This window comes from Frankia casuarinae, assembly GCF_000013345.1.
In the GTDB taxonomy this organism is placed as follows: Bacteria; Actinomycetota; Actinomycetes; order Frankiales; family Frankiaceae; genus Frankia; species Frankia casuarinae.
Window position 1 is genome coordinate 4,761,069 of the sequence record NC_007777.1, and the last position, 22,856, is coordinate 4,783,924.

20 protein-coding genes, 1 tRNA gene and 3 pseudogenes are annotated in these 22,856 nt (G+C 70.6%); 10 read left to right on the forward strand and 14 right to left on the reverse strand.

The annotated features are described in order from the left end of the window. Positions 1-18: 18 nt before the first annotated feature. Complete coding sequence (locus tag FRANCCI3_RS20095; protein WP_011438353.1) at positions 19-1,602, reverse strand: MFS transporter; 1,584 nt, start codon at positions 1,600-1,602, stop codon at positions 19-21. Positions 1,603-1,800: 198 nt separating this feature from the next. Here FRANCCI3_RS20095 and FRANCCI3_RS20100 point away from each other — a divergent pair, with 198 nt between their 5' ends. Both FRANCCI3_RS20100 and FRANCCI3_RS27170 read left to right on the forward strand, forming a co-directional pair. Then, positions 1,801-2,559 carry a TetR/AcrR family transcriptional regulator gene (locus tag FRANCCI3_RS20100; RefSeq protein ID WP_232235089.1) on the forward strand — a complete coding sequence of 253 codons (759 nt, stop codon included), beginning with the start codon at positions 1,801-1,803 and terminating at the stop codon, positions 2,557-2,559. Positions 2,560-2,795: 236 nt separating this feature from the next. Further along, positions 2,796-4,994, forward strand: coding sequence for a serine/threonine protein kinase (locus FRANCCI3_RS27170; protein WP_011438355.1), 2,199 nt, complete (start codon positions 2,796-2,798; stop codon positions 4,992-4,994). 27 nt (positions 4,995-5,021) lie between these two features. Here FRANCCI3_RS27170 and FRANCCI3_RS20110 read toward each other — a convergent pair whose 3' ends face one another. Together FRANCCI3_RS20110 and FRANCCI3_RS20115 are read right to left on the reverse strand one after the other, a co-directional pair. Beyond that, positions 5,022-5,540 (reverse strand): hypothetical protein, encoded by a 519-nt coding sequence (locus FRANCCI3_RS20110; RefSeq protein ID WP_011438356.1) that lies wholly within the window; start codon positions 5,538-5,540, stop codon positions 5,022-5,024. Positions 5,541-5,840: 300 nt separating this feature from the next. After that, positions 5,841-6,326 carry an NUDIX hydrolase gene (locus FRANCCI3_RS20115; protein ID WP_011438357.1) on the reverse strand — a complete coding sequence of 162 codons (486 nt, stop codon included), beginning with the start codon at positions 6,324-6,326 and terminating at the stop codon, positions 5,841-5,843. Positions 6,327-6,580: 254 nt separating this feature from the next. On the opposite strand from FRANCCI3_RS20115, the gene FRANCCI3_RS20120 reads away from it, so the two are divergent. The 3 genes from FRANCCI3_RS20120 (at position 6,581) to FRANCCI3_RS20130 (ending at position 8,774) form a co-directional block, all read left to right on the forward strand. Beyond that, a complete protein-coding gene (locus tag FRANCCI3_RS20120) occupies positions 6,581-6,988 on the forward strand; it encodes a TOBE domain-containing protein (protein ID WP_011438358.1) in 408 nt (135 codons plus the stop codon). 209 nt (positions 6,989-7,197) lie between these two features. Then, positions 7,198-8,034, forward strand: a complete 837-nt coding sequence (locus FRANCCI3_RS20125) for an ABC transporter permease (RefSeq protein WP_023840046.1) — start codon at positions 7,198-7,200, stop codon at positions 8,032-8,034. Then, a complete protein-coding gene (locus FRANCCI3_RS20130; protein ID WP_011438360.1) occupies positions 8,031-8,774 on the forward strand; it encodes an ABC transporter ATP-binding protein in 744 nt (247 codons plus the stop codon). The genes FRANCCI3_RS20125 and FRANCCI3_RS20130 overlap by 4 nt, the downstream gene beginning before the upstream one ends. Here the strand turns inward: FRANCCI3_RS20130 and FRANCCI3_RS29200 are convergent. Both FRANCCI3_RS29200 and FRANCCI3_RS20135 read right to left on the reverse strand, forming a co-directional pair. Continuing rightward, positions 8,692-8,997, reverse strand: coding sequence for a DUF1918 domain-containing protein (locus FRANCCI3_RS29200; protein ID WP_083503380.1), 306 nt, complete (start codon positions 8,995-8,997; stop codon positions 8,692-8,694). The two genes, FRANCCI3_RS20130 and FRANCCI3_RS29200, sit on opposite strands and share 83 nt — an antisense overlap. 36 nt (positions 8,998-9,033) lie before the next feature. Further along, a complete protein-coding gene (locus tag FRANCCI3_RS20135) occupies positions 9,034-10,362 on the reverse strand; it encodes a phosphoribosyltransferase family protein (protein WP_035909281.1) in 1,329 nt (442 codons plus the stop codon). Positions 10,363-11,306: 944 nt separating this feature from the next. Here FRANCCI3_RS20135 and FRANCCI3_RS20140 point away from each other — a divergent pair. The 3 genes from FRANCCI3_RS20140 to FRANCCI3_RS28380 all read left to right on the forward strand — a co-directional run bounded on the left by FRANCCI3_RS20140 (position 11,307) and on the right by FRANCCI3_RS28380 (position 12,387). After that, the gene (locus tag FRANCCI3_RS20140) at positions 11,307-11,840 is read left to right on the forward strand and encodes a hypothetical protein (protein ID WP_236701424.1); all 534 of its coding nucleotides are present in this window, start codon (positions 11,307-11,309) and stop codon (positions 11,838-11,840) included. Between the two features lie 82 nt (positions 11,841-11,922). Beyond that, positions 11,923-11,999 (forward strand) — tRNA-Ala (locus FRANCCI3_RS20145). 91 nt (positions 12,000-12,090) lie between these two features. Then, positions 12,091-12,387: a hypothetical protein gene (locus FRANCCI3_RS28380; protein ID WP_035958066.1), complete on the forward strand. Its 297-nt coding sequence runs from the start codon at positions 12,091-12,093 to the stop codon at positions 12,385-12,387. 270 nt (positions 12,388-12,657) lie between these two features. Here the strand turns inward: FRANCCI3_RS28380 and FRANCCI3_RS28385 are convergent. From FRANCCI3_RS28385 to FRANCCI3_RS25025, 9 genes and pseudogenes are all read right to left on the reverse strand, one after another. Continuing rightward, a pseudogene (locus tag FRANCCI3_RS28385) lies at positions 12,658-13,674 on the reverse strand (recombinase family protein); the annotation flags it as partial. Positions 13,675-13,788: 114 nt separating this feature from the next. Next, positions 13,789-14,979 (reverse strand): ISAs1 family transposase, encoded by a 1,191-nt coding sequence (locus FRANCCI3_RS20165; protein ID WP_011438364.1) that lies wholly within the window; start codon positions 14,977-14,979, stop codon positions 13,789-13,791. Between the two features lie 334 nt (positions 14,980-15,313). After that, positions 15,314-15,826 carry a hypothetical protein gene (locus tag FRANCCI3_RS20170; protein ID WP_011438365.1) on the reverse strand — a complete coding sequence of 171 codons (513 nt, stop codon included), beginning with the start codon at positions 15,824-15,826 and terminating at the stop codon, positions 15,314-15,316. Further along, the gene (locus FRANCCI3_RS20175) at positions 15,823-16,467 is read right to left on the reverse strand and encodes a hypothetical protein (protein WP_108913875.1); all 645 of its coding nucleotides are present in this window, start codon (positions 16,465-16,467) and stop codon (positions 15,823-15,825) included. Before FRANCCI3_RS20175 ends, FRANCCI3_RS20170 begins: the two co-directional genes overlap by 4 nt. 651 nt (positions 16,468-17,118) lie before the next feature. Continuing rightward, positions 17,119-17,515: pseudogene (locus FRANCCI3_RS25015) on the reverse strand (helix-turn-helix domain-containing protein); the annotation flags it as partial. Positions 17,516-17,605: 90 nt separating this feature from the next. Beyond that, a complete protein-coding gene (locus FRANCCI3_RS20180; RefSeq protein ID WP_043590376.1) occupies positions 17,606-18,142 on the reverse strand; it encodes a flavoprotein in 537 nt (178 codons plus the stop codon). Positions 18,143-18,156: 14 nt separating this feature from the next. Beyond that, the gene (locus tag FRANCCI3_RS25020) at positions 18,157-19,749 is read right to left on the reverse strand and encodes a helix-turn-helix domain-containing protein (RefSeq protein WP_085949882.1); all 1,593 of its coding nucleotides are present in this window, start codon (positions 19,747-19,749) and stop codon (positions 18,157-18,159) included. Positions 19,750-19,890: 141 nt separating this feature from the next. After that, positions 19,891-20,673, reverse strand: coding sequence for a thiopeptide-type bacteriocin biosynthesis protein (locus FRANCCI3_RS20195; protein WP_035959242.1), 783 nt, complete (start codon positions 20,671-20,673; stop codon positions 19,891-19,893). A gap of 14 nt (positions 20,674-20,687) precedes the next feature. Beyond that, positions 20,688-21,224 (reverse strand): annotated as a pseudogene (locus FRANCCI3_RS25025) (lanthionine synthetase LanC family protein); the annotation flags it as partial. A gap of 102 nt (positions 21,225-21,326) precedes the next feature. On the opposite strand from FRANCCI3_RS25025, the gene FRANCCI3_RS20205 reads away from it, so the two are divergent. Beyond that, on the forward strand, positions 21,327-22,163 hold the full coding sequence (locus FRANCCI3_RS20205) for an IS5 family transposase (protein WP_011435557.1): 837 nt from the start codon (positions 21,327-21,329) through the stop codon (positions 22,161-22,163). 18 nt (positions 22,164-22,181) lie between these two features. Then, entirely contained in the window at positions 22,182-22,625 is a 444-nt protein-coding gene (locus FRANCCI3_RS20210) for a hypothetical protein (protein ID WP_011438373.1), read from the forward strand. Positions 22,626-22,856: the final 231 nt, after the last annotated feature.

The window sequence follows — 22,856 nt, forward strand, 5'->3', positions numbered from 1 at the left end:
ACGGCTGATAGAAATGGATCAGATCTCCGCGAGTGCCTGGTCCTCGTCATCCGAGGCCCCGGACGCGGTCTTCTCCGTCGCGCCGAGGGGCGGCTCCGGCTCGGGCCGCCGGACACGGGGCAGCAGCAGCGCGGCCAGGATCCCGACCGCGAGGACGCAGCCGCCGATGAACAGCCCGAGGGAGTAGCCGGAGGCCAGCGCGTCAAGCCGCGCGGCCCCGTGCCTGAGGCGGCCGTCGGTATGCCTGGTCGCGATCGTCGACACCGCGGCGAGGCCGATCGCCGCGCCGATCTGGCGGCTGGTGTTGATCAGACCCGACGCGAGGCCCGCCAGGCGCATCGGCACGCCCGCCGTGGCCGCAGCGACCATCGCGACCATGATAGACCCCACCCCCAGCCCGACGATCAGGACCGGGCCGAACACGTGCACCCAGTACGAGCCGTCCCGGGTGATCGTCGACATCCAGAGCAGACCCGCCGTTCCGCTCACGAGACCGAACACGATGATCGGCCGCGGACCGAGCCGCCCGATCATCCGGGTGACAATCCGCGAGGCAACGATGATCATGAGCGGCATCGGGAGCATGGCCACCCCGGCGCGCAGCGGGCTGTAACCCTGAACCTGCTGGAGGAAGAGGGTAAGGAAAAAGAAGATCGTGAACATAGCGGCGCCGAGGAAGGCTGCGACCGAGTTCGCCGCGGCGAGCCCGGGGTAGCGGAAGACGCTCAGCGGCACCAGCGGGGCGGGGGTCGTGACCTCGACGGCCACGAACGCGGCAAGAAGCACTACCGCCCCGGCCAGCATCCCGAGTGTGACCGGGGACGTCCAGGAGGAACTCTCGGTGCGGACGATGACGTAGACCGACAGCACCAGACCCCCGGTAACGGTCACCGTGCCGGGAATGTCGAGATCACGCAGCCGGCTCAGTTGGCCCCGCGACTCGACGAGCACGAGCCGGGCGGCCACGAGGAGCGCCACGCCGATCGGCACGTTGACGAACAGCACCCACCGCCAGTTCGCGACCTCGGTCAGCGCACCGCCGACGATCGCGCCAAGCGCCCCGCCGCTGGCCGCGGTGGCGCCCCACGCGCCCAACGCCCGGGTCCGCTCCCGCCCCTCGGCGAAGGAGGTCATCAACAGGGTCAGCGTCGCCGGGGCGAGCACGGCCCCGCCCAGCCCCTGCACGGCCCGGGCGACGATGAGCTGCGCCTCGGTCCGCGCAAAACCACCGCCGAGGCTCGCCAGGGTGAACAGCGCCAGCCCGGCCACGAACACCCGGCGGCGACCGAACAGATCCGCCGCCCGGCCGCCGAAGAGCAGCAGACCCGCGAACGCGATCGTATAGGCGTTGACCACCCACTGCAGGCCGCTCGCCGTCATCCCGAGATCGGTCTGCATCGACGGCAGCGCGACGTTCACGATCGAAATGTCCAGAACGACCATGAACTGGGCCAGGCAGCAGACGGCCAGCACGGCCCAGCCCGGAATCCGCCGGCCCGGCGGTGCGCCACCTTCCGGCGAGGCGCCCGCCCCGGTACCGGCGGTCCTGCCGACCACGGCACCACCCTCACCCGAACCACCCTCGTCCGAATCTGCCCTCACCCGAATACCTCCAAGCTCCAGCCTTCGTACAGCTCCAGCCTTCGTACACCGTACGAACGCTGGGCCAACCCTACGCCGTACGATGTACCAACGCCAAAATGGCAGCCCGTGCCTCCTGCCAGGAGGCGTCCTGCCAGGAGGTGAGTGGCGATGGCGGCGCCGCCGAGTGCGGCCCCGGGGCGGCCCCCGGGGAAGCCGATGGCACGGGTGTCCACCCCACCGGGATGCCGGACGCCCCTGAGCGGTGAACGGCTGGCCCTGGCCGCGATGGAGATCGCCGACGCGGAGGGGCTCGCGGCGGTGTCGATGCGGCGGATCGCCGCACATCTGGGCGTCGGGACGATGACGCTTTACCACCACGTCCGGGACAAGGACGAACTGACCGGCCTGATGTGGGACGCGTTCCTGGCCGGGCATCTGCTGGACGAGATTCCCGAGGACTGGCGGGACGGCCTCACCCAGATCGCCCGGCGCGCGAGGCGGTCCTTCCAGGAACATCCCTGGGCCCTTCGGATCGGCATCCGCCGGGGTTTCGGTCCCAACAAGCTGCGGCACATCGAGCAGTGCCTGACCGTCGCCTCGAAGATCACCGATGATCCGCAGGACCAGCTGCGCATCATCCACTCGCTTAATGATCTGGTGGTCGGCTGCACGCTGCGCGAACTCGGCGACCGAGAGGATTTCGACCGCCGACGGCCTCCGGCGGCCGACGCCCAGAATCGCCCCGGTGTCCCGACGGCGCAACCGGTTTTCTCCGTCCAGGTCCTTGACGCCCAGGTCCTCAACCGCGCGCAGAGCGCCGAGGACGCACAGACCGCCGAGAAGGAGTACCCACGGCTGCGCGCCATCGCCGCCCTCGGCTGCGGATACACGGCGCCGCGCTTCGAGCAGGCGCTGAAATGGCTTCTCGACGGGATCGCCGTCGCGTACGCGCCGGAGCCGCCAACCGACCAATGATCGGTCGGCCGGGACGTAGCCGACCGGGGAACAGCCGGGCGATGTTCCGCCGACGATGATCACTGCGCTCGTGCCCCGTGCCCGCCGACGTCACGGCGGATGCCGAATTCGCTGCGGATGCGAAGAAGGGCGAAGAAGGAGGCGTAGCGGTCTTCACGGACACGACTGGAGTAGCTACCGTCGGAGAGAATAAACGCCGCTGACCGTCCACGAGCCGCATTCGGGGCATTATCACCATGACCGCTCGGCTACCTCGTCACGTCGCGCCGCTCGCCGTTGGCGAGCCCACCTCACTCGGGCCCTACCAGCTGCTCGGTCGGCTGGACGCCGGCATCACCGGCATCGTCTATCTGAGCCGTGCGGTCGGAGGCGCGCAGGTCGCGGTCCGCGCGCTGCACCCGGGCGACGCCCTGCGCGCGGACATGCGGGCCCGGTTCGCGGCGGCGATCGACCGCGCTCGCGTGCTGGCCGGGGCACACACCTGCGGCGTGCTCGACGCCGCGCCCGCCGCCGAGCGGCCCTACATGGTCACGGAGTTCGTCGGGGGCCCGACCCTGGCCCGCGAGCTCACCGAACGCGGACCGCTGTCCTCGGACGAGATCGACCGCCTTGCCCGGACCCTGTTGGAGACCATCGATGCGGCGCACCGCACGGTCGGCGCACTCGGCGACCTGACGGCAACGGATGTCGTGCTCTCCGTTACCGGGCCGCGGCTGGTAGACCTGGGTGTCGCGGCGGCCCTGCGGCCACTGCTGCTGTCCCCCGCGGCCGGCTCGGCCGGCGGGACGGCGCCCGGGACGCCGCACATCGTCGCCGGGCGCTCCGGCCACCTGTGGCCTCCCCCCAGCAGCCCCGGCTATGTGCCCGGCTATGGCTACGGTCCCGCGGCGGGTGGCTGGGAGGGCCCCGCCGCTGACATCGTCGCGTGGGCCGGGATCGTCGATCTGGCCGCGACGGGAAAGCCCAGCGGGTCTGTCGAACCCGCGGCCCGGGCCGGACGACGCCGCGCCGACCGGTCGGAGCACACGGCTCCCATCGGCGAGGGGGTGCGGCGAGCGCTCGCCCGTGTGCGACAGGCCGATGGGGCCTCTCTGCCCGATACCACCGAACTGCTGGCGCTGCTCGCCGGATCGAAGCCGCGGTCGACCCGAGCGGCGTGGGGCCGTGGCCGACAGGCCGCCACGGCTCACGGCGGGCGGGCGGGCGCCGCGACGACAGGCGCGGATCCGCGGCCTGAGCCTACCGATCCTCGACCACCGACCCGGACGGCTCCCCCCGGAAAGGCTCCCCTCAGGACGGCCACGGGCGGGCGGCACAGCACCGGTCGGCGGGCACCGAGCCCCACCGGGAGTGTCCCGGACCCGATGGCCGCCCGGGCGCTGCCGCCGCTCCCGACACTGCCGCCGCCCCCGACACTGCCGCCGCCCCCGACACTGCCGCCGACCCCGACCCCGACACTGCCACCGCCCCCGACACTGCCCCCGACCCCGACACTGCCACCGCCGGAGCGCCGGGAGGCCTCCCCGCGTCCGGATTCCGGGCGAGCGGACTCCGGGCGAGCGGCATCGGTGAGATCCACATCAGCGAGGCGGGCGGCCGAGCCACGGGTGGAACGCCTGCCGGCGGACCCGCTCGTTCGTGCTCGCCGGTCCCGGATGCGCCCGGTCGCCGCATTCGCGGTGGCCGCGGTGGCCGCTGTGGCCGCCGCAGCCACCGCTGCGGGGCTCAACTCCTCGCCCGACGACGTGACCACGGGTGCGCGTGCTCCGTTGCACGAGTCACAGCCGGACGACGGCGGCACCGTGGACACTCCGAGCAGCGGCCGGTCCGGATCCCGCGAGGGCCGCCCGCCCGTGCGGACACCAGCCGCCCCCCGGCCCGCCGCGTCAGGCAGCCCCGCCACGGAGGAGCTCGCCGTGGACGAACCCGGCTCAGGTGGGCCCAGCGCCCCCGGCGGCGGATCCGTCCTCGGCCCGACCGAAGAGGAACAGCAGAACGACCTGGCGGCGGAGGACTTCGCTCTGAACACCCTGCGCCTCGCGGCGGGTGGCAGGTCCGCGCCGCCCGGGCGCTCCTCCGGCGGCCCGGCGTCGGCGGCCTCCCCGCCTGCGCACCAGGCACCGCCCGTTCTCGCCGCCGCCCCGCCGGTGCCGACCAGGCCGTCCGCAGCGGCGGCAGGAGTGGCCGCCGGGCCGATCGAGGCCAGGACCCCGACCACCCGCACCCCGACCACCGGCACCCCGGCCACCGGTGGCCGGACCACCCGCGCGGCAACGACCGCCAGCGCAGCTTCCGTGACGTCCACGGCGACCAAGCCCCCGACCCGGCCGGCAACGACCCGGCCGGCAACGACCCGGCCACCGGCCACGACGGCTCCGGCCAGGAGGAGTCTCGCCCCGGTGCAGGTGGACGTCGTGACGTTGGCCCCGCGGTAGCCCAGGCCCCGCGGCGACCTCCGCCGGTTACCGCTGTCGTTCGCCCGAGCCGGCGACGGAGGTCGCCCCCGCCCGTACGGCACCGTCGGGCCAGATGATCTGGAGGGGTTTGCGTCGCCAGCGCGCGTAGGAGACGACGTCCGCCGTCCCCCCGAAGCCACGCGCCGGCAGACCGTCCCACACCGCGAGAACCCGGTCGGATGCGTCGACCAGAAGGCGGCTCGCCGACATCAGGCTGGGCAGATCGGGCTTCGCCCGGTCCTGGCTGCGTATCTCGGTGGCGCGGCCGAGCAGCCGGTCGTAGTTGCGCCGATGCGTAGCGGGTTGAAAGTCCCGGTAACCGGCCGCGGGTATCATGACGATGAGCCGGCCCCCAAGTTCGAGGACCACGTCGGCGAAGATGGTGTCTGCTCCCTCGGCCAGGCAGCTGATCCCGGTCAACCCGGCCGCGGCGAGAGGCGCCAGCACCCGGCGCATCTCGCCGGCCGTGTATTCGGCTTGCCCGCCGGAGAGCCCGCGGTGACCCGTCACCCCGATGACGACCATGCCGTTGTCACCCCGTCCGGCGGTGACGACGGAAACAGCGGTGACCATCGCGCGATGCAGCGCCCGATGCGGACCGCGACGGCCAGGGTCGGCGTCGAGAGAACACCGGGCGAATGTACCCAAGGGGATCCGGGGCCAGGGCGGTTCGTCACCGGATCGGGCCTGTCACGGGGCTGTGGCGGGGGTCGCCTGGCTCCTGCATCCGACCGCATTCCGACCCGCGGGCGTGCGGGCGTGGAACGCTAGAACCTGAAGTCGAGATGAGGTCAACCGTGCGAAGGTGAGGATGCGCGCCTACGGTCAGCGGCTGGCCGACCCGTACCAGGCCGGACGGGTGTTAGTGAGCCAGGCGGGGACCAGTCGGCGCAGGTCGGCGGGCCTTAGTTCCAGGTCGAGCAGGCTCCCAAGGGACACCGAGACGATGTCGAGATCATTCAGCCTGCTCCCGAAGTCGGCGCCCCACGACCGGTCAGCGGCGAAGACGACGTCGAGCACCCCCGTCCGCCCACCGCGTTCGATCGAGATGCTCTCGATGCCGCCCACGAACGTCAGGTAGTCCAGTTCGATACCGGCCTGCTCGTTCAGCAGCCGGCGCAGCGCCGCCTGCACGGTCTCCCCCGGCTCAACCCGGCCTCCCGGCAAGTGGAACGACTTCTGGCCACGCTCGTTGGCGAGCAGCACCCGATCACCCGCCACGAGCAGCGCGCGCGCGTTGATCCGCACGGGGCCGGCGACCGGGTCACCGTAGGACGTGGTGGCGGTCGGTTTGGAAGCGAGCGGTGTCACGGGTGCTCCAGGAGTGGCGAGTCGGGCAGGGGGCGAGTCGGGCCGAGAAGGGCAACCTCCGCATCGTGCCCCGCCGGACCGGATCGTGATGCGCCAACCGGTCATCCGGCCGACATCGGGTCGGTCGAGGACACGGTCCCGTCAATCCGACCACCTCGCCGCCCGACCCGCAGGAGCGGATATTTCTCTGTGATTTCTCCGTAATTTCGGATCATGCGTCGCAGCTCCCCCGAAGATGCGGGTACGATCACCCCATGCCGAGATTCCGGATCAGCGAGGCCGCCGCGCTGCTCGGTGTCAGCGACGACACCATCCGCCGGTGGGCGGACAGCGGCCGACTGCCAACCGTCCTGGACGACGCCGGCCGCCGGGCGATCGAAGGCGGCACCCTGGCCGGATTCGCCAAGGATCTGGCGACCGAGCAGACCGCCGCCCAGACGCCGGTCGTCGCCGAATCCGCGCGTAACCGCTTCCCCGGGATTATCACCCGCGTGGTGCGCGACACGGTGATGGCCCAGGTCGAGATCCAGGCCGGCCCGCATCGCCTGGTCTCGCTCATGAGCCGGGAGGCCGCCGACGAACTCGGGCTGGAAGCCGGCGTCCTCGCGGTCGGCGCGGTGAAGTCGACCAACGTCGTCATCGAGCTTCCCGAGCGTCGTTGACCCCGATCAGCGAGAAGGGCCTGCCCGCCGTGTCGACCCGCGGCGGTTCGCTCCTTCGAGGGGGTCAGCCGGAGCAACGGGCCGTCGGCCCGCACGGCCGGTTCGGCCCGCGCGGCCGGTTCGGCCCGCGCGATCGGGCACCCCGGCCGGGTGACCCGCGGACCGGCGGACATCCACGCCGCACGGTTCGCCGGGAAACGCGCCGCCGGATGTCCTGGGCGCTGCTGGTGCCGGCCGGGATCGCTGGCCTGTTCCTGCTCCTGCCGCTCGTCGGCCTGCTCGTCCGCGCTCCCTGGTCCGCCCTGCCCGATCTGCTCACCGAGATCGCGGTCCGGCAGGCCCTCCTCCTGTCGGTGGAGACGGCCACCGCCACGACCGTGCTGTCGCTGCTGTTCGGTGTCCCCCTGGCCTGGCTGCTGGCCCGCACGCGTTTTCCCGGCCGGTCTCTGCTGCGCGCCCTGGTCACCCTCCCGCTCGTGCTGCCGCCAGTGGTCGGCGGCGTGGCCCTACTTCTGGTACTGGGTCGGCGCGGCATCGTCGGCCAGTACCTCGATGGCTGGTTCGGCATCACCATCCCGTTCACCAGCGTCGGCGTGGTGATCGCGCAGACCTTCGTGGCCATGCCGTTCCTCGTCGTGTCCGTCGAGGGCGCGCTGAACAGCGCCGATCGGCGGTTCGAGGACGCCGCCGCCACCCTCGGCGCCGGGCCGTGGATGACGTTTCGCCGAGTCACCATGCCGATGACGGCGCCGGCGGTGGCCGCCGGCGCGGCGCTGTGCTGGGCCCGCGCCCTCGGCGAGTTCGGGGCCACGATCACGTTCGCCGGCAACTTCCCCGGGACCACCCGGACCACGCCGCTCGCGGTCTACCTGGCGCTGGAGACGGACTCGGACACCGCCATCGCGCTGTCACTCGTACTGCTCGCGGTCTGCGTCGGGGTTCTGGTGGCGCTGCGGGGCCGGTGGTTCCCCGGCACCCGGCGAATTTTACGCAACCGGGGAACGCGTGACGGCGCCCCCGATGCGCTCGAGCGGAGCATCCCGTGAACACAGGGCGTCCCGTGAACACCGTCACCGGAGATTCGGCGCGGGCGGCGCCCTCCGCCCCCGGCCTGGATCCGGCGTCAGACGGGCTCAGCGCGCTGATGACGGTGCGACGGGGCCAGTTCGTGCTCGACGTCGAGGTCAGCGTGGCACGGGGGGAGACGGTCGCCGTCCTCGGCCGCAGCGGGGCGGGCAAGAGCACGCTGCTGCGGGCCCTGGCCGGTCTCCTCCCGCTCGACGAGGGCCGGATCACCCTCGCCGGCGAGGTTCTCGACGACCCGGCCGAGCACCGCTTCGTCCCGTCCGAACAGCGGCCGGTCGGCATGGTCTTCCAGGACTACCTGCTGTTCCCACACCTGCGGGCCCGCGACAACATCGCCTTCGGCCTGCGGGCCCGCCTCGGTCAGGGGCGGCGGCACGCCCGGGCGTCCGCGGACACCTGGCTGGAACGGTTCGGGATCGGCCATCTCGGCGACCGGCGACCGGATGCCCTGTCCGGCGGCCAGGGGCAACGGGTGGCGCTCGCGCGGGCGCTGGCATCAGGGCCCGGACTGCTGCTGCTCGACGAACCGCTCGCCGCGCTCGACACCGCGACCCGCCGCGAGGTCAGGTCCTTCCTGCATAATGTGCTACCGACGCTGGCGGCTCCGGTGCTCATCGTCACGCACGATCCCACGGACGCCGAGGTTCTCGCCGACCGCATCCTCGCCCTCGATGCGGGGCGGGTCGTCGACCAGGCCTGATCCGGTCCGCTCCGCCGGCCCCGCCGCATGCCTCCCCGTCGCGGTGACGGATCTCGGCATCCGGACCCGGGTAGACGAAGCTGACGTGCCCCGTGCCGGACCAGCGGACCGCAAACGGCGGATCCCCCGCCACCGAGCGCACCTCGAAGATCTCGCCGAGTCGATCCGGCTGCCGGGTGGTGTGACGGTGGACCACCAGAGTGTCGCCCGGGTGGGCACGCATCGCCCGGCGTCGCGCGGAGGGCAGGTCAGTACCCGGTCAGGCGCGACCGGGATGGCCGGCCAACGCCAGGTGATCGACGAACCAGTCACGCGCGAGCGCGGCCGCCTGCTCCAGGGCACCCGGCTCGGCGAACAGGTGCGTGGCGCCCGGGACGATCGCCAGCCGGTTCTCGCAGCCCAGCAGTCGGGCCTGGGCCTGCCGGTTCAGCTCGAGGACCAGATCGTCCCGCGCACCGACGATGAGCAACGTCGGGGCGCGTACCGCGGTCAGCTGCGCCGCGGCCAGGTCCGGTCGGCCGCCCCGCGACACGACGGCCGCGACGGGGAACCCCCCTTCCGCGGCGGCCCGCAGCGCCGCGGCGGCGCCGGTGCTGGCGCCGAAGTAACCAATGGGGAGGGTAGCCGTGACCGGTTGGCCGCGCAGCCAACCGGTCACATCGATCAGCCGCCGGGCAAGCAGCCTGATGTCGAACACGTTCGCCCGGTCACGCTCCTCGTCCGGGGTGAGCAGGTCGAACAGCAGGGTCGCGAGCCCCGCGGCACTGAGGTCGCGGGCCACGAACTGGTTACGTGGGCTGTGCCGACTGCTGCCGCTGCCGTGGGCGAAGACGACCACTCCCCGGGACGGGTCGGGCACGGTGATCCGACCAGCGAGCCGCACTCGACCGACGGGGATGTCGACCTCGACGTCGCCGCCGGACGGGTCGGCTACCGCGCCGCCGACCGGCATCGTCAGCGCGGCCCGGCGCAGCAGGTCGACGACCTCCTCGTCCGGTGTCTGGGAGAAGTCCGCGTAGAACTCGCCGATACCGAAGAAGGCGTCGGGCGTCTGGACGCAGACCACCTCGTCTGCCTGCCGGCGCAGCCAGCCGATCCGGTCACGGGGGGCAACGGGGGTCGCCAGCACCACGTGGGTGGCTCCCTGGGCCCGCACGACCTGGCACGCGGCAGAGGCCGTCGAGCCGGTCGCGATCCCGTCGTCCACCACGACCACCGTCCGCCCGGCGAGCGGGATCCTTGGCCGGCCGTTCCGGAACCGCCGGGTCCGACGATCAAGCTCCACCAACTCGCGCGCCTGAACCGCGGCGAACTCCTCCGGCCCCACGTTGGCCAGCCGCCGGGCCTCCTCGTTGACGACCCGCACCCCACCCTCGGCGATCGCCCCCATCGCGAGCTCAGGCTGGAAGGGGACACCGAGCTTGCGGACGAGGATGACGTCCAGCGGGGCCTCCAGCGCCCGCGCCACCTCGAACGCGACGGGAATGCCCCCGCGGGGCAGCCCGGCGACAACGACATCACGACCGCGTAGATGCGCCAGCCGCTGCCCGAGCTGCCGGCCGGCCTCCTCCCGATTATCGAAGATCACGACAACCTCCTCGTGCCGGCCGGGCGGACTCCTCGTGCTCGCCGTCCGGACCGGACATCGTCCTGTGGTTGTCGTTCCCCGGTAGTCGCCGGGATACCGACCCACACCGTCTCGGGGCACCTGCCCCGAGACGAGCGATACACGGCGTGCGGCGCGCGGCGCGCGGCGCGTGGCGCGTGGTTCGCGGCGCGTGGTTCGCGGCGTGCGGCGTGCGGCGTGCGGCGTGAAGATCGTCAAGGCACTCCGGACAGCCGGAATCACCGTGTCCGCATGGGCCTGAACCGATCTCCGGCGGCCACTTGCGCTCCGACGCCCGGCCGGGCTGCCGTGCATAATAAAGATGTGACGCTCCGTTGGCAGCCCGGCTCCACCCCTCACTGGGCGTGGCGAGAGGTCTGTTGTCCAGGGCGCTGTCGGTGTTGTCCCAGCCCTCGCGTCCACTGAGCCTCGCCGCACGCGCGACGAGCACATCGGTCCTGTAATTCTGGGACCGTTCTGGGCGCGAGGGGCCTCGGAGCTCGGCGCCAGACCTGAACGGATGATCTTTTTGCTCCCGGTGGGAGCAGCTATCGATCATCCGTATTCCCGGACTCCCGTCCTGCCCCGGCCGGTTCGTTCACCGGAGTGCTCCGTGTGCGCTCCCCGGATAACCGGCTGAGCTGTGCGCTCCGCCGGATGAGCCAGGTCGCGCCGTCTCCGTCTTCTCCCGTCACACGCCAGCCCGCTGCCCGCCCCGGTCACCTGTGGCCGCGCCGCCAGGGCCAGCCGGGCTGATCCGGCCCTGGCGGCTGGTCCGGTCCTGGCGGCTGGTCCGGTCCCGACCGGCCGATCCCCCGATGGGGCTTCCCAGACCAGCGCAACTACTGCGTAATCATCACGTAATCACTGTGTAGCTATCGAGAACTATCAGGAAGGCAGCGTTCGCTGTGACCTTCGAGTCGTGGATGGCCCGGTTGCGGAGCGAGGGATACCTCGTCTGCTCGGGGAGCTCCCCGGTGCCCGTCGAGGTACGAGGTGTTCGTCCCGACGGGGTCGGTCTGCTGTTCCGTTGCCGGGGAACGGCGATCCGGCTCGCCCTGTACCGGCCCGGACGGGCGGTATGGCAGATAGCCGTCCGCGACAAGGCGTGGTGCCCGGAGGAGTCCCTGCAGCTGTGGACGCACCACCCGCTCGGCACGCCGGATGTTCCGACCGACGCCCGGCTGGCCTTCCCCCGAGGCACCGAGCCGGACCAGGAGCTCGTCATCGACGGCGCTCGGGTGTGGGGATGGTGCGGCCATGAGGCGGGGCTGCTCCGGCCAGCCGCCGCGGCCCCCCTGTTCGACCGGTTGATGGCCACCGTCGCGAGGTCCGGCGGGGCGCGGTCCGGCCTCGCCCTGTCGGACCGCATCCAGCCAGATCTCACCCGGGAGGTCGCCGTGCCGGCCGCCCGATCGAGGGCTCGGGGCAAGGAGGGCATCAGCATCAGCATCAGCTGACGGCCGGCCGGAGGTGGCGATCCATCCGAACCGGGTGGTCGTCACATGGGCTACGCGGTCCTGTAAGCTTCAGATGCTTCCAGGGGGTGTAGCTCAGCCTGGTAGAGCGCCTCCCTCGCACGGAGGAGGCCAGGGGTTCGAGTCCCCTCACCTCCACCAATGTAGGCATTGCGCGAACCGCTCCCTTCGGGGGCGTTGTGGCTGGTAGGACAGCTGCGGCGCCCCTGTGGGGGGCGGGGGACGTGGCTGGTTGGGTCAGCTTCGGCTGGCTGATGTCTCCAGTGTCTACGTTGGTGACGTCCCTTGGAGCGTCGGGTCCGAGGACCTTGAAGATCGGTGTGAGCCGGTCGGGTCCGGTGATCTTTACTTCGGCGACCAAGGCTTCGATGAGAGCCTTGCGTCCGAGGTCGTCGCCTGTCTCGATAATCGTTTCGATGTGCCGGGTGACTGCGCGAAGGCTGGAACGGGCCGGCATAACGGGTTCGTGGTCGATCTCTTCGGTGAGTTCGGCCTGCCGTTGGCGGAGCTGCTTCTGCTTGGTGCGTAGTGCTTCGAGGCGTGTGGCGAGGGTCTCGTCGTCGAGGGTACCGCGCTCGAACGCCCCAAGATAACGGTCGATGGCCTGGTCTGTCAGGGTGAGTTCCGTCTCAATGGTGCTGAGTTCGGCCGTGTGTTCGGATCGGGCGTCGCGGTGGCTGCGCTGGGCTTTGAGGACGGCGTCGGCGATGAGCTGCTGGTGGTCGCGGTAGAAGCCGGCAAGAGCGGTGAGTACGGCGTAGTCGACGGCGTCGGCGTCGAGGCGGGGGGCGTCGCATTCGTGGCGGTTGTAGCGGTTGCGGGTGTGGCAGGTGTAGTAGCGGTAGGTGTGGTTGCGGCCGGTCGCGCGGGTGCCGATGAGGGCTGTGCCGCACTGGGGGCAGCGCATCCGGCCGGTGAGGTAGTAGTCGGAGGGGTTGGAGGCCCGGCGTGAGGTCTCCTCGCTGCGTTCGGTGAGGATCTTCTGAGCGGCGTCGAACGTCTCCTCGTCGATGATCGGTTCGTGGGTGCCTTCGACGGTGATCTCGCGGAAGGTCAGTTCACCCAGATAGGCTCTGTTGTCGAGCATGCGCAGGATCTTGTGGCCGGACCAGGGGCCGCCGACGGTGGTACGCAGGCCGCGGTTGTTCAGGACGCTCGCGATGGCTCTGGTTCCGAGGCGGTCGCGGACGTACAGGTCGAAGATCAGCCGGACGATCGTGGCTTCGGCGACATCGATGATGAGCTTTTTGGCGATCTTGTCGACCTGGTAGCCGAACGGGCGCCGTCCGCCTTTCCACAGACCCTTGGCGGCCTTGCGTTCCATCCCGGCGATGACCCGGTCGATGATCATATCGCGCTCGAACTGCGCGAACATCGCCAGTATCTGGAGAAGCATGCGGCCGATGGGAGTGGCGGTGTCGAACGGCTCCGTGGCCGAGCGGAACACGACCCCGGCCTGTTCGAGTTCTTCGAGGAGATCGACAGTGTCGCGCAGGCTGCGGGAGAGCCGATCGACGCGGTAGACGAGCAGGACGTCGATGAGCCCGTTGCGGGCGGCGGCCAGGGCCCGCTGGAGGTCCTTGCGTTCGGTGGTGGCGCCGGAGGCGTCGTCGGCGAACCGCAGGGCGACGATCCAGTTGGGTTGGGAGTCGACGTAGGAGCGCAGCCGTTCTTCCTGGGCCTCGATCGTGTAGGGCTGGTTCTCGTCGTCAGTGGAGCGACGCAGGTAGATCCCGACCCGGACGATCTCGGGTTGCGCGGCGACGGCCTGCTTGGTGCGTTTCGCGGTAGTACGGCGCGCAGTCGAGCGCGGCATGGTGAGGTACCCTTCCTTCCCGAATGGGGTGTGCTGAGACGCCAGGGCTCCGGCACGTTCGCGTTATGACCGGCTCGTCCGCGCGCCGACGGGACGGCCTGGATGTCCGTATCGTCAGGGAAAGCCGTGCAGGTCGAGCGCGGCGGTGGCGGTCTTGCAGGCCCGGCGCCCGGCCGGAACGTAGCGGTGGCCCGCGGCGCGGACCGCGTGCGCGACAGTGGCGCGGAAGATCGCGAGGTTGACCGGGCCGCGGCGGGTCCGGCTCCGGCTCGCGTCCTCACCGAAAGTGACGTCACGGACGTGGTGCTGACGGTTCTCGATGATCCACTGGCCGCGGGCGGCGTCGGCGAGGAACCCGGCCGAGGCCTGCTCGAAGGCCAGATCCGTGATGCCGTAGACCGTCTCCCGGCTGGGTTTCCTGCCCTTCTCCCGGCGCCAGCGCTGGATCCGGACGGCCTGGCGGGCGTGCGGGAACTCGGCGTGCTCGACGGTCGCGGCCTTCAGCGTGCGGGTCTCGTCACGGCCGTGGCCATGGTCGTGGGTGGTGTCGGCGACCGGGACGTCCGCCCACGGCAACGCGGCCAGGAACGCGCGCAGCGTTGGCTGGTTGCCCTTCACGACCGCAAGGTAATGGGCCTTCTTGTCGGTGACCAGCCAGTCGAGATGGTCGCGCACGGTATGCAGAGCGTCGAAGGTCAACAGGTCGCAGGCAAGGTCGAGGGGCTCGAGGACAGGGCGGAACGCCTTCGTCTCATTGCTCTTCGAGTCCACCTCGTGCTGGTTGACCAGCCGGCCGGTCGCCTGGTCGGCGACCCCGACCAGTTGGACCTGCCGCCCGTCGGCGCGCTTCGCGCCGCGGCTGGTCTTCCCATCCAGTGCGTAGACCGCCCGCACCGCTTCTCCCGCCGCCTCGGGTGACGCCGGCTTCGGCGGGGCCGGGTCGGCCAGCGGCGGATCGAGCAGTGCGCGGGCGAGCCGCGCGTCGTCGGTGTCGTTGAGGAACCGGCGGATCGTCGACTCGCTCGGCAGCCGGTAGCCGTCAAACGGGTCGTACGGCAGCCGCAGCCGGCGCCGTTCCTCCTCCGTGGTGCCGGCGAGCCATTCGATCACGGCGGTGACCCGGTCATGGCCCGCCGCGGTCAGCGCGCACAGCCACACCGCCGCCAGCACCGCCAGCGGGTAGACCCGCCCACGTCGGCCCCGGTGCTCGCCCATCGCGTGCAGCCGCTGCCAGATTCCCTCACGCGACACCGCGCCGGCTCCCACCACACCGGCCGCGTCACGCGACAATGCCCCCACAGGCACGTGCGCTCCCGGACCACGAAGACGTTAGACACCTCCGTGATCTACAGGCGCCGTGCCTGTCTTCTTCTCAGCGACGCGTGACCTGGCCGTGTCCGCCCGCCGACCCCCGCGCCCGCCCGATCAGGGCATACCGGGACCCCACCAGCCAACTCCGGGCGGACCGGGACCTCAGCTGACAGAACCGGCCAGGGCACCGCCCAGCAGGCCAGAACAACGAACACCTGGATCGATCACGCGATCAGCGCCACCCAGGACGCACGGCCACGATCACACCAAAGCGCGAACGTGCCGGAGCCCTGCTGGCTCTGGTCCGCCTGTCCGAGCAAAGCCAGGATTACAGGTGTCGCTGTCGCGCTGCCCCGGTTGGCCAGATGACCTGGACGGCGCGGTCGTTTGCTTGGGCACGAGCGACGACGGCGGCTGTGCCACCCTGGTCGGCGGCGGCCTGGCCGTCCCAGACCGCGATGAGTAGATCGACGGTGTCGAGGAGCGCCTCGTTCGCCGCCTCGTACGCGGCCCGATCGGAGACCTCGTGCGGCAGGACCCGCACGGTGGCAGCCCGGCGGACGAGGTCGTCGAACAGAGGGGCGTGGTCGGGTTTGACCTTCCTTGCGCGGTAGTCGGCGGCAGGGATGATCACTTCGAGTGTGCCGCCGATGTCCAGGACGACGTCGGCGAAGATGCTGTCGGAGCCGGCCGCGATGCAGCTGACGCCGGTCAGGTCTGGCGCGTACGGCATGAGAGCCGCGGTGAGAGCGGCCCGGACGAGGGGGACGGTCGCGGGGGTGAGGTCCATGTGGCCGGTGACGCCGATGCGGGTCAAGTCCTGACCTTCCTCACGTTTCATATCCGGGCCGCCGTGTCTTCGGCGCGAAGCATGGGTTTGATCCTCCCGCACAGCTCGGCGATGGGGCGGGCGGATGTCCTGGTCTCGGCGTGCCGGTAGAACTGGCCGAGTTTGACCCGGACGCGGCTGGACCGGGTCTGCTCGACCGTCGTCACGGCGGCGTGACCCAGCCGTGCTGCTTCGTCGAACTCGCCCTGCACCAGTCTGATCTCGGCGTGCCCGAGCTGATCAAGAGCGGTACTGCGGACGCTGCCGACGCCCCGAGCCCGGACGGCCTGGCTCAACCAGGTGGCTGCCTCGTCGGCATACTCGGGCGCCTGGTGCGCGACGTCGAGGAGACGACCTCCGGTGACGCCGGCCAGTTCCGCCTGGTCGAAGTAGGAGATCCAGTGCGGTTCAACGCCCGGGTCGACGTCGCGGAGAGCGTCCTGCGCCCGGCCTGTCACGCGCCGGAAGGCGGAGAGTCGACCTTGCTGGGCGTAGGCCCATGCCTCGCGCGTGAACAGCATCGCACGCACCGCCGGAGTCGCCCGAGCACCAGCGACGTCCTGCGCGAGGCGGACGAGCTCAAGTCCTTCGGTCGTCCGGCCGAGATAGAACTGCTGCCGCGCCATGCCAGCGAGGATGTTCGCGCAGAACACAGGATCGTCAGCCGCCTTGGCCGATCGAAGAGCGAGCAGGTAATAACGCTGAGCGATCCCCCCCTGGCCCCGAGTCCCAGGACATCGTCGCGGCGGTCTCAGCAAGATCGGCCATCACGCCGTGCAGCCGCCGGGTCAGATTCTGCGGATGCGAGAAGTCGCGAAGCTCATCCGCGATCTCAGCGAGCTGACCCACGACCGCTTTCCGTCGAAGGCCACCGCCGAACTGGTTGTCCCAGGCCCGAAAGGTTCGCGCGGCCAGCTCGATCTGCTCGATCTCCTCATCGCCGACGCCTGCGGTGCGACGCTGCCCGGCGGGCGGCTCGATGGCATGTAGCCAGCGCTCCGCCCCCTCAAGCAGAGCAGCGCCGACGATCACGTCCGCCATCGCGCGAGCCGCCTCGCGGCGATCAAGGGAGAGATCATCTCTGGCGATCTTATTCACCGCCTCTGTCGTCGATACCGTTTCCCATCCCATGAAATCTGTCGTTGCCTCGGGAAGGCGGCCGATGGGACTCGTGCACAGTTCCACCAGCGATCGAGTTTCCCGGGCGGTGGGCTCCGCCATGGCGCCGGCATCGGTTCTGTCGCTCTGGCGCCTCGTCTGTCCCGACAGTTCCACCGGCTGCGGCCGTGCGGTTTTCGACGTCTTGTCGATGAGGAGCAGGTCGGCGGGGTCGAAATGTTCGCGGTCGTCAAGGTCGATCAGGTTGTGGATGCTGGTGTCGTAGACCTCGGCGAGCAGGGCGAGGATCTGGGGGGTGGGCCGGCGGCGGTTGTTCGGCAACGGCCAGTTCTCCAGTTCCGACAGCTTCGGTGCGGTCATGGGCGCGGCGCCGTGGGGGTCGAGGCCGACGTGGACGGCGTGGGTGTTGATGTGGTTGGCGGCCTGCTGCTGGGTCCAGCCGTGCGCGACGCGGTGGGCAGCGCGTGGGCGCAGCCGGTAGCGCCGGCCGAACTCGATCGCGATCTCGTCGTGGCTCATCCCGACCGCGCGCATCCGCGCCCGCAACTCGTCCTGTTCAACACGCTGACTGGGTCTGGGCATGAGACAGCCTCCTTCCATCGGGACTTGGGCGCCGCCGTCCAGAATGATGCGCGGGTCGAGGCGCAGCAGCGTCGTGGGATAGGCGCATGGTCACGATGGGTCCTCTGGCGCGGAGATCTCACCGGCGGGCCGACGCGCTGGCAGGGAATTGAGAACGGGACGCCAGGCGAAGGAGGTGGTGCCGTCGGGGGGCCCGATCGCGTTGGTCGGCAGGACGGTGAAGCCGTAGGTGGTCAGGTCGCGTAGGGCTCGGGCGAAGGCCGGGTGGGCGGCGAGGGTGGGTTTGACATAGGGGGCGATGACGACGGGCAGCCCGAGCCCGATTGTTTCGTTCATGACGCCGAGCGCCGCGTTGTCGTTGATCCCGGCGGCGCACTTGTTGATCGTGTTGAAGGTCGCAGGGACAACCACCACGGCGTCCGCGGGCGGCAGGCGAGGCTCGTCCGGCCGCCGGGGCCGTGAGCGGACCGGGTGACCGGTCAACTCTTCCAGAGCGTGCACGTCCAGCCAGGTCGTGGCGACCGGCGTCGGCACAAGGCAGACTGCCCAACCATCCGTGTGGACGTGGCGGATCAGCTCGTCGACCTGCGCGGCGGGTGGGGCCGCGCAGACCACCAGATGCAGCATTGGTCGTCCACTGATCACGTTGCGACTCCGGCCTGCTCCGCGACACTCCGTAGGACCGAGACGGTGGAGCCGCGGGCACGGCCGAGCAGTGTCGCCAGCACAGCCCGAGCTGTCGGATCAACCCTCAGCAGCTGCGGCGCCCGGCGGGCGACGTCAAGGATGTGCACCGCCGCGATGGCATCCTCGCCCAGGCGGGCATGCCCGCCGGAAAGATCTACGTGCAGACGTGCGCGCCTGCCGGCCAGCGGGGGTGGCAGCAGACGTGTGTCGATCTGCTCGCCGACGCCGACCGCCTCTGTCGGATCGTCCAGTACCAGGGTGGCGGTAAGGGTGTGGATCGCGACGTTCGTCGGCCCGAACGCCGACCACAGCCGGTTGTTGTCCCGGCCAAGCGCGTCAGCCTGCTCGGCCGCGGCGGTGAGCCGGCGGCGGCCTTCCGTCCGTTCGCCTCGGCGGATCGAGGTCATTGCCGAGAGCAGAAGAAGAGCGCCCCGCGCGGACGAGAGGTCGCGGTGGTCCTCGTCGCCTGGTCGCTGGTTCAGGGCGTCGAGGGCGCTGACCGCGACCCGTTCGGCGTCGGCCAGCCGTCCCGTGTCGTGGAAGACGCAGGCGATCTGTCTGCGCGCTGTCGCCAGTAGCGCTGGCGCGTCGGCAGCGAGCGCCGCGTGTTGGCCACGGTCTGCGGCCAGCCAGGCGAGATCGTGGTCGCCGGTCTTGGTCGCGAGCTTGGCGGCAGCGATGTACGCGACGGCCTGCGTCCGCCGGACCGCGCGGTGGTTCACGCCAGTCGGCGGATCGACCGTGAGTGTCTCGATGCCCCGCACCACCGCGGGGAGAAGTCTCGCCGTGCCTGCGTAGTCGGCCCGCTGGTAGCGGTCGTGGCACTCCCGCGCGCGAGCGTCAAGGTCGGCAGGGCCCGCGAATGAGGCCGGGTCGGGATCGGTGGACCACTCCGCCGGTGCCGTGATGGCTTCTCGCAGATCAGCGAGAAGATCGCATGCGGCCGGGAACACGGTCGACCGGACGCTCACGGACGGGGACGGCGCGGCCGGCTGTCGGGGCAGCACCACGGCAACGCCCAAGGCTGACGCCGCGAGCAGGAACTGCTGCCGATTCGGCGCATCCACCATCGGCGTGACCTCCGAGCTTGCCGACTGCGCTTGTGGGAGCGAACCGATAGCGCTCGCCGGCACGGCCCTCTCACGGATCGTGGTGATGAGCAGCAGATCAGCAGGAGGCATCTGTTCGCGGTCGTCAAGGTCGATCAGGTTGTGGATGCTGGTGTCGTAGACCTCGGCGAGCAGGGCGAGGATCTGGGGGGTGGGCCGGCGGCGGTTGTTCGGCAACGGCCAGTTCTCCAGCTCCGACAGCTTCGGGCCGGTCATGGGTGCGGCGCCGTCCGGGTCGAGGCCGACGCGGGCGGCGTGGGTGTTGATGTGGTTGGCGGCCTGCGTCTGGGTCCAGCCGCGGGCGTGGCGGTGGGCGGCACGGGGCCGCAACTTGTAGCGGCGGGCGAACTCGACAGCGATCTCGTCGTGGGACATACCCACCGCGCGCATCCGGGCCCGCAACTCCTCCTGCTCCACCCGCCGGCTGAGCTTGCTCATGACGCCACCGCACATCCCCTCCGGACCCGAATATTGATCTCTGTGCCCTCTGCGTTGTAACGGGAACTGTTACACCGTAGTCAAACGGTCGCGGGTAGAACAATGATTTGGCTCATCGGGTATCCGTTGATGTTGCGGATGTTATCCGGGTGCATTGTCGAAGACGGCTTCCTTCGCGGCACGCGCGAGCGTGGCCTGGGTGGTTGCTGCGAGTCCGATTCGGTTCCAGTGGAAGATTACATGTAGTGCGATTGTCGAGCGTATTCCCCGGGTGAGTTGGCCGTTTTCTCGCAGGGTTCGGAGCGCTCGTCCTGTCTCGTGGAACGCTGTGAGCCAGTCGCCGTCGGTGAGGTCTGCGCGGGCGTCGCCGAGGAGGAGACGACGTACGTCCCAGGTGAAGGACGCCCATATCTGCGGGTCGGGTGGTACTCCGGCGAGGGCGGCGCGCTGCTCAGCTACGCGTGCCCATACGTCGCCTTGCTCGTTGATGTCCAGTCCCGCGGCCCGCATGAGCTTGGTACACAGCAGGAGGGAGCGTTCCCGCCGGTCGGTGCAGCCGTCGCCAAGGGCGGAGAGCAGACGGCGGCTGTCCGCGTGGAACAGCGAGTGGGCCAGGTCCATGCTGGCCGGCCCGCCGAAGGCGTGGACCTCAGGTTCGTAGATGTCGTCGGTCCAGATGACGCCTTTCGTGAGCAGGGGATGGAGCGGGTCGGTGGCGTCGCTGTGACGGCCGCCCGCGGTGTCAGTGAGAAGGTAGCGGATACGCCACGGGCCTTTGCGGATGAACCACCAGGAGGTGATCAGGCCGCCTGCCTCGGCCGGCGGGAGGATTTCGGTCAGGTGGGCGATGGCTTGACGCTCCCGCTCAGCGGGGTCCTCGGCGGGGTAGGTGATGTTCACCTGCTTCCAGGGAGTCTCTTCCACGGCGGGCCTTTCCATCAGCGGAGCAGGAGACAGGCGTCCCACGAGGTTGTCGTGGTCGCGGTGGTAGCCAGGTCTGCGCCGGCCGATCCGACCAGGAAACCCGGGGGTTCGTCGTCCTCGGCAGCGGCGGGCTGGTGCAGGAGTTGCGGCTGTGTGAGGGAGATCGGGGTGAGGGCGTCGGCGGCGATGTTGCGGGCGGTTGCGAGGAGCCCGCCGGTCCCGTGGCACAGGCTCCGGTCGGTGAGGCGGCTCAGCTGCGTCGGGTCGTTCAGACAGTCGAGGAAGGCGGTCTCGGCGCGGCGTTGGCGGGCGGGTTCGTGCAGGGCACGGGCGGCGAGTTGCTGGGAGCGGGCAATGCCGGGAGTTCCGTAACACCAGGAAGGTCTGAGCGGGCCCAGTTGGCTGGTGGTGCCGCGGTCAAGGTCGGTCAGTGTGACGATCTGCGGCCACCAGGAGCCGCCGCCAGGCTTCTGCTGCTCCCAGGCGTCCAGCCACCAGCAGATCCGGGTGATCGCCTCCGTTTGCCCGTCAACCTTGATGCCATCGCTGAGTGGGCGTTCTGCACGCTTTCGCCGGGTCTCAGCTTGAGTTGATCTCTGGGGTGCGGAGTTGATCGTCTTGCGTTCGCCGGCTGGCGCGTTCTGCTGGAAGACATGGCAGAACGCAAGCCGTACCCCAGTGACCTGTCCGATGAGGCGTGGGACCTGATCCGCCCGGTCCTCACCGCGTGGAAGGCCCGGCATCCCTCGGCTAGCGGGCACGAGGGTGGCTACGACATGCGGGAGATCGTGAACGCGGTCCTCTACCAGGCCCGGACCGGCTGCCAGTGGCGCTACCTGCCCCACGACCTGCCCCCGACGTCCGCGGTGTACTACTACTTCGGCCAGTGGCGCGACGACGGCACCACCGAGACGATCCACGACCTGCTGCGCTGGCTGGTCCGTGAGCACCACCGCAGGAAAGCCGACCCGAGCGCGGTCGTGCTGGACTCCCAGACCGTCCGGTCCTCCACCAACGCCCCGAAGGGCACGACCGGCCTGGACCCGGGAAAGAAAAGCCCGGGCCGTAAACGCGGGATCGCCGTCGACACGTTGGGACTGCTCATCGCCGTGGTCGTGGTCGCGGCCAGCGTGCACGACAACACCATCGGCACCGCCCTGCTGGACCGGGTCGCCGCCGCCGCCCCGCCGGTGCGCAAGGCGTGGGTGGACGCCGGGTTCAAGACCACCGTCGTCGAGCACGGCGCCGGTCTGGGCATCGATGTCGAGGTCGTCGGACGCGAGCCGGGAGCGCGGGGGTTCACCCCGCTCCCGAAGCGGTGGCGGGTTGAGCAGACCCTGGGCACGTTGATGCTGCACCGGCGGCTGGCCCGGGACTACGAGGCGAAACCGGCCAGCGCGGTAGCGATGATCCACTGGTCGATGGTGGAGGTGATGGCCCGCCGGCTGACCGGGGCGGCCACCCCGACCTGGCGTGACCCGCCGGTCTGACCGGCGGGAGTGTCGGGAATGACGAGCGGAGTGCCGGTGCGGGAGGTGCTGGAACAGATCGAGGCTCGGCGGGCCCGCGCCGGGCGGGCCGTCGAGGAGCTGCGGGAGGAGATCGCCCGGCTCACCGGGCAGCTCGCCGCCGCTGAACGTGCCCTGGAACGGTTGGAGATCACCCGGGAGACGGTGCTGGACCTGGCCGCGGAGAACGACGCCGCACCGGCCGAGCCGCTGCCGCCGGGGTATCGGGAGGTGCTGGCCGTGTTCACCCGGGGCGGGAACGGGCTGCACGCCAAGGACGTGTGCCGGGCGCTGGGTGGCGGCACCGAGCCCCGGCATGTCGAGAGCATGCGGGCCCGGCTGAAACGGCTGGTAGAGCGGGGTGTTCTCACCGAGCCCGATCCCGGCCTGTTCGTCCTGCCCCGGCCCGACCCACCGGCCACCCCAGAGATCAACTCAAGCTGAGGCCCGACGAAAGCGTGCAGAACGCCCACTCAGGGCCGGCTCGTCGGCACGCAGGCGGACTGGCGGGCGGTCGCCGGGCGGCTCTGGCACCGATCTAAGATCGACCACCCCGGGAACGTCGCTGCCTGCGATAGCAAGCACGGCGCGGACCATGCCAGACAGCACAGCCGGGTCCAGCTGCTCCGCCAGTGCTGCGTCTGTGATGACGACAGGGTTGTCCAGTCGACGTAG

Excerpts from the sequence above, each read along its gene's own strand:
- FRANCCI3_RS20120 (WP_011438358.1), top strand. The coding sequence starts at position 6,581 with ATGCCGAGATTCCGGATCAGCGAGGCCGCCGCGCTGCTCGGTGTCAGC.
- FRANCCI3_RS20170 (WP_011438365.1), bottom strand. The coding sequence starts at position 15,826 with ATGAAACGTGAGGAAGGTCAGGACTTGACCCGCATCGGCGTCACCGGC.
- FRANCCI3_RS29200 (WP_083503380.1), bottom strand. The coding sequence starts at position 8,997 with ATGCGTGCCCACCCGGGCGACACTCTGGTGGTCCACCGTCACACCACC.
- FRANCCI3_RS20100 (WP_232235089.1), top strand. The coding sequence starts at position 1,801 with ATGGCACGGGTGTCCACCCCACCGGGATGCCGGACGCCCCTGAGCGGT.
- FRANCCI3_RS27170 (WP_011438355.1), top strand. The coding sequence starts at position 2,796 with ATGACCGCTCGGCTACCTCGTCACGTCGCGCCGCTCGCCGTTGGCGAG.
- FRANCCI3_RS20210 (WP_011438373.1), top strand. The coding sequence starts at position 22,182 with ATGACGAGCGGAGTGCCGGTGCGGGAGGTGCTGGAACAGATCGAGGCT.
- FRANCCI3_RS20205 (WP_011435557.1), top strand. The coding sequence starts at position 21,327 with ATGGCAGAACGCAAGCCGTACCCCAGTGACCTGTCCGATGAGGCGTGG.
- FRANCCI3_RS20180 (WP_043590376.1), bottom strand. The coding sequence starts at position 18,142 with ATGCTGCATCTGGTGGTCTGCGCGGCCCCACCCGCCGCGCAGGTCGAC.
- FRANCCI3_RS20125 (WP_023840046.1), top strand. The coding sequence starts at position 7,198 with ATGTCCTGGGCGCTGCTGGTGCCGGCCGGGATCGCTGGCCTGTTCCTG.
- FRANCCI3_RS25020 (WP_085949882.1), bottom strand. The coding sequence starts at position 19,749 with ATGAGCAAGCTCAGCCGGCGGGTGGAGCAGGAGGAGTTGCGGGCCCGG.
- FRANCCI3_RS20140 (WP_236701424.1), top strand. The coding sequence starts at position 11,307 with ATGGCCCGGTTGCGGAGCGAGGGATACCTCGTCTGCTCGGGGAGCTCC.
- FRANCCI3_RS20110 (WP_011438356.1), bottom strand. The coding sequence starts at position 5,540 with ATGGTCGTCATCGGGGTGACGGGTCACCGCGGGCTCTCCGGCGGGCAA.